Source organism: Mesorhizobium sp. M7A.F.Ca.CA.004.06.1.1 (assembly GCF_003999135.1).
GTDB lineage: Bacteria > Pseudomonadota > Alphaproteobacteria > Rhizobiales > Rhizobiaceae > Mesorhizobium.
This window is the reverse complement of record NZ_RZPQ01000642.1, coordinates 1-3,442: the sequence shown is the minus strand read 5'-3', so window position 1 is coordinate 3,442 and position 3,442 is coordinate 1. Positions and strand designations below refer to the sequence as shown.

Sequence of the window (3,442 nt, the reverse complement as noted above, 5' to 3'; positions counted from 1 at the left end):
TTGGACGTAAATGCGGTTCGCGGAAACGCAGGTCTGGCCGGCATTGCGGAACTTCGCCTGGACCGCACCGTCAACAGCACCGTCAATGTCGGCATCATCGAAGATGATGAAAGGTGCATTGCCGCCGAGTTCAAGGCTGACCTTCTTGATCTGGTCAGAGCACTGACGCATCAGCAGCCGTCCGACCTCGGTCGAACCGGTGAAGCTGATCTTTCGAATCTTGGAATTGGTGCAGAGTTCACGGCCCACGCGATCACCTTCGGACGCATAGATCAGGTTGACCACGCCATCGGGAAAGCCGCCCTGATGGGCGAGGGCGAACATTGCGCCAGCCACGAGCGGCGTCTGTTCAGCGGGCTTGAGCACGATTGTGCAGCCCGCAGCCAAGGCCGGCGAGATTTTGCGCGCCACCATGGAGGCCGGGAAATTCCATGGCGTGATCGTGCCAACAACGCCGATGGGCTGCTTGATCACTAGCATTCGGCGGTCTGTCGAGGGTGCCGAGATCGTCTCCCCATAGACGCGATTGGCCTCCTCGGCATACCATTGCAGATACGCCGCCGCATGCGATACCTCTGAAATGGCTTCGGCAAGCGGCTTGCCCATTTCCGCAGTCAGAATCGCGGCGAGATCGCCTGCATGGTCGATGATCAGCTGATGCCATCGCCAAAGAACGTCGCTACGTTCTCGGGCCGTCAACGCGGCCCATCCCGACTGCGCAACATAGGCCTTGTCTACCGCAGCACGTGTCTCCTCCACGCCCATATCGGGAAGCTCTGCCAAAACTTCGCCGGTCGACGGATTGACGACCTCGAACGTCTTATTGCCAACTGGTCTGCCGAGTGCCGGCAGGCGGTCGATGGCTCCAAACAGGTGCGGGGATTTCAGACGGCGGATCATCGGCAGGCACAGGGGCAATACCGGATTCCTCCTCAACGCAGCGAACATCCAGGTCGACAGGCCGTCAGTGTGTATTCTGCACCAGTGGGTTCGTCGTAGGGCCTCGGCAAAGCAGCTGGTAGACCACGCTAGCCCGATGAAAAGACAGCAGTTTCGTTAGTTTGAGTGCCCGCGGTTCATCAATTGATGGATTAAGCAGTCGGATGTTTGCTTCATCCACCATGCCTGCTGGTGGCATGCGACTGAATTCTGCAAAAAGGCGGCATACATGCTGAGGAGCGCCATTTCGGCGAGAGGCCGCCGGACCGCCAATGCCGCGCAAGGTCGGCGAAAACGACTCCGCGCGTCTGCATGATCTGCTTGGCCCACGGGCCTCCAACGCTCTTCCCACGAGAAGCCCCGATGAAGAAGGAAGGTGTGATGAGTTTCTTTACTCATCCTTGCCGCCCAGCGGCGGGCCGACCACCAAAATGGCGGGCTCGGCCGAAAGCAGCTTTTTGGCCGCCGCCTTGACCTGTTTGAGCGTCACCCGACCGATGCTGCGGGCGCGACGCTGGTTGTAGTCGACGTCGGCCTTGTGAATCTGCAAATCCAGGAGCCGGTCTGCAATCGAGCGGGTCGAGCCCAGTTGGTCGATGGCATAGGCGCCGATCAGGTGCTTCTTCGCCGCCTTGAGCTCGGCCCCGGTCGGTCCTTGCTGCGCCATCTGCTTTACCACATCTCGCACGATGCTCAGTGTTTGGGCAGCGCAGTCCGAGCGTGTCTCTGTCGTAACCAGAAGCGAGTCAAGGGTTAGTTCAGAGCTGACGTGATAGGCAAGGCCGCGTTTTTGACGTACCTCCTCGTAAAGGCGGGAAGTCAAGTATGAGCCGCCAAGGATGTCGTTCAGCAGCACGGCCGCGTAGAAATCCGGCGCGCTAGGCTTCACGCCAGGCCAGGCCAACGTCAGCGAAGTCTGCGGCAGGTCGTAGTTCTCCTCCACCAGTTGACCGAGTTTCGGCGCGACATCGTAGACGGGGACGAGGGTTTGTTGCTCAGGCAAATCACCAAACAGCTGGTCAAGCCTTTCCCTCAACGTGTTCGCGTCAATGTCACCCACCACGGCAATATGGAGCCCGTCGCGAGCGAAAATGGCCTGGTGGAAGGCGCGGAGGTCGGACGGCGTGATGCCGGGGAGGCTCTCTTTTGTGCCTTCTCCCGGCCTTGAACAAGGATGCGCGCCATAGATCGCGCGCAGCCATTTGCGCTGAGCGATGGCGTTAGGGTCTCGCTCGCTGCCGACGATGCGGGAGACAATCTCGGCGCGGACGCGATCGATCGGCCCCTGCTCGAAGCGCGGCGCGTTCAGCGCGAGCCGAAGCAGGCCGAACGCCGCGTCCTGCTTTTTGGAAAGCATGCACATCGATCCGTAGATGTCGTCGCTTTGCGCGTCCAAACTCATTTCGGCGCCGGCATGGTCGAGCTTCACCTGGAAGGCACCGCTGTCGTAATGGCCAGCGCCTTCGATGAACAGGCCGGCCATCAGTTTGGCCATCCCCTCCTTCCCGACCGGGTCCTGCTTGGTGCCGCCCTTGAAGGCAAAGCCGATGTTGACGATTTCCACTGTGTGGTCCTCCACCAGCCAGGCGATGATGCCCTTTTCGGACTTCACCTCCTGGATGTTCATCGCAGCATGGGGCCGAGCGCCGAGCGTCATCTCTTGATTCTCCGTCTTGGGCAAGAGATAGCCCGTGGTCGAACGGTCGAACGCGAGATAGCGGGCGGCAACTGCTTTGATTTGCTCGGGGGTAACCTTGCGGATGCGATTCGGCCGTTCCTCGACATCCTTCACGGTACCGCCGGTGGCCAGCGTCGAGCCGTAGATGCTGGCGAGCCAGTCCAGGTTGTCTTCCGCAAAGATCATATTGAGCAAATAGTGGTCCTTGGCCTTGCCTAGTTCCTCGTTGCTGACACCATCCTCGGCAATGCGGGCAACTTCGGCAGCGGCCGCCGCTTCGAGATCAGCCAGCTTGGCATCGCCGCGCGGTGCGCCATAGATGGCGAACTTGGTGTCGTCGAGCATAGTGCCCTGGAAATAGACGCGGGCGCTGGAAGCGAAACCTTGCTGGACAGCGAGCGCCTGGTAGAGCCGGCCGCGGTTACCGCCGCCGAGAATTTCGGCCAGCAGGTCGAGCGCTTCGGCCTCGCCCGGCTTGGCGGTGTGGTAGGACGGCACCACCCACTGCGTCGAAAAACTGGGCACGCTGACGCGGGCGTCTGAGAGCGTGACGGTGCGCCTGGTGTTCTGCTCGGGCTCAACCGGCCGGATGCGCGGCGGCAGGTCAGGTCCGCGCGCCACCTTGCCATAGGTCTTTTCGGCCAGCGCCCGCACCGTGTCCGGTTCGACATCGCCGGCCACGATTAGCACGGAGTTGTTGGGCCAGTAGTACTTTTCATAGAAGACGGTGGCGTCGACGCGGTTCAGCTGCTCGATCTCCTGCATCCAGCCGATGATCGGGATGCGATAGGGGTGGTTCTGCCACAGCGTCGCGTCGATCTCCTC

Annotated in this window: 2 protein-coding genes and 1 pseudogene; all 3 read right to left on the bottom strand. The window is 61.0% G+C overall.

What is annotated here, in order from left to right:
- On the bottom strand, positions 1–918 hold a 918-nt coding region (locus EN906_RS27490), incomplete at its 3' end, for an aldehyde dehydrogenase family protein (protein ID WP_127273103.1).
- 412 nt (positions 919–1,330) lie between these two features.
- Positions 1,331–2,296: a pitrilysin family protein gene (locus tag EN906_RS27485; RefSeq protein WP_306256508.1), complete on the bottom strand. Its 966-nt coding sequence runs from the start codon at positions 2,294–2,296 to the stop codon at positions 1,331–1,333.
- 309 nt (positions 2,297–2,605) lie between these two features.
- Positions 2,606–3,442, bottom strand: a pseudogene (locus EN906_RS27480) (pitrilysin family protein); the annotation flags it as partial.

Excerpts from the sequence above, each read along its gene's own strand:
- EN906_RS27485 (WP_306256508.1), bottom strand. The coding sequence starts at position 2,296 with ATGCTTTCCAAAAAGCAGGACGCGGCGTTCGGCCTGCTTCGGCTCGCG.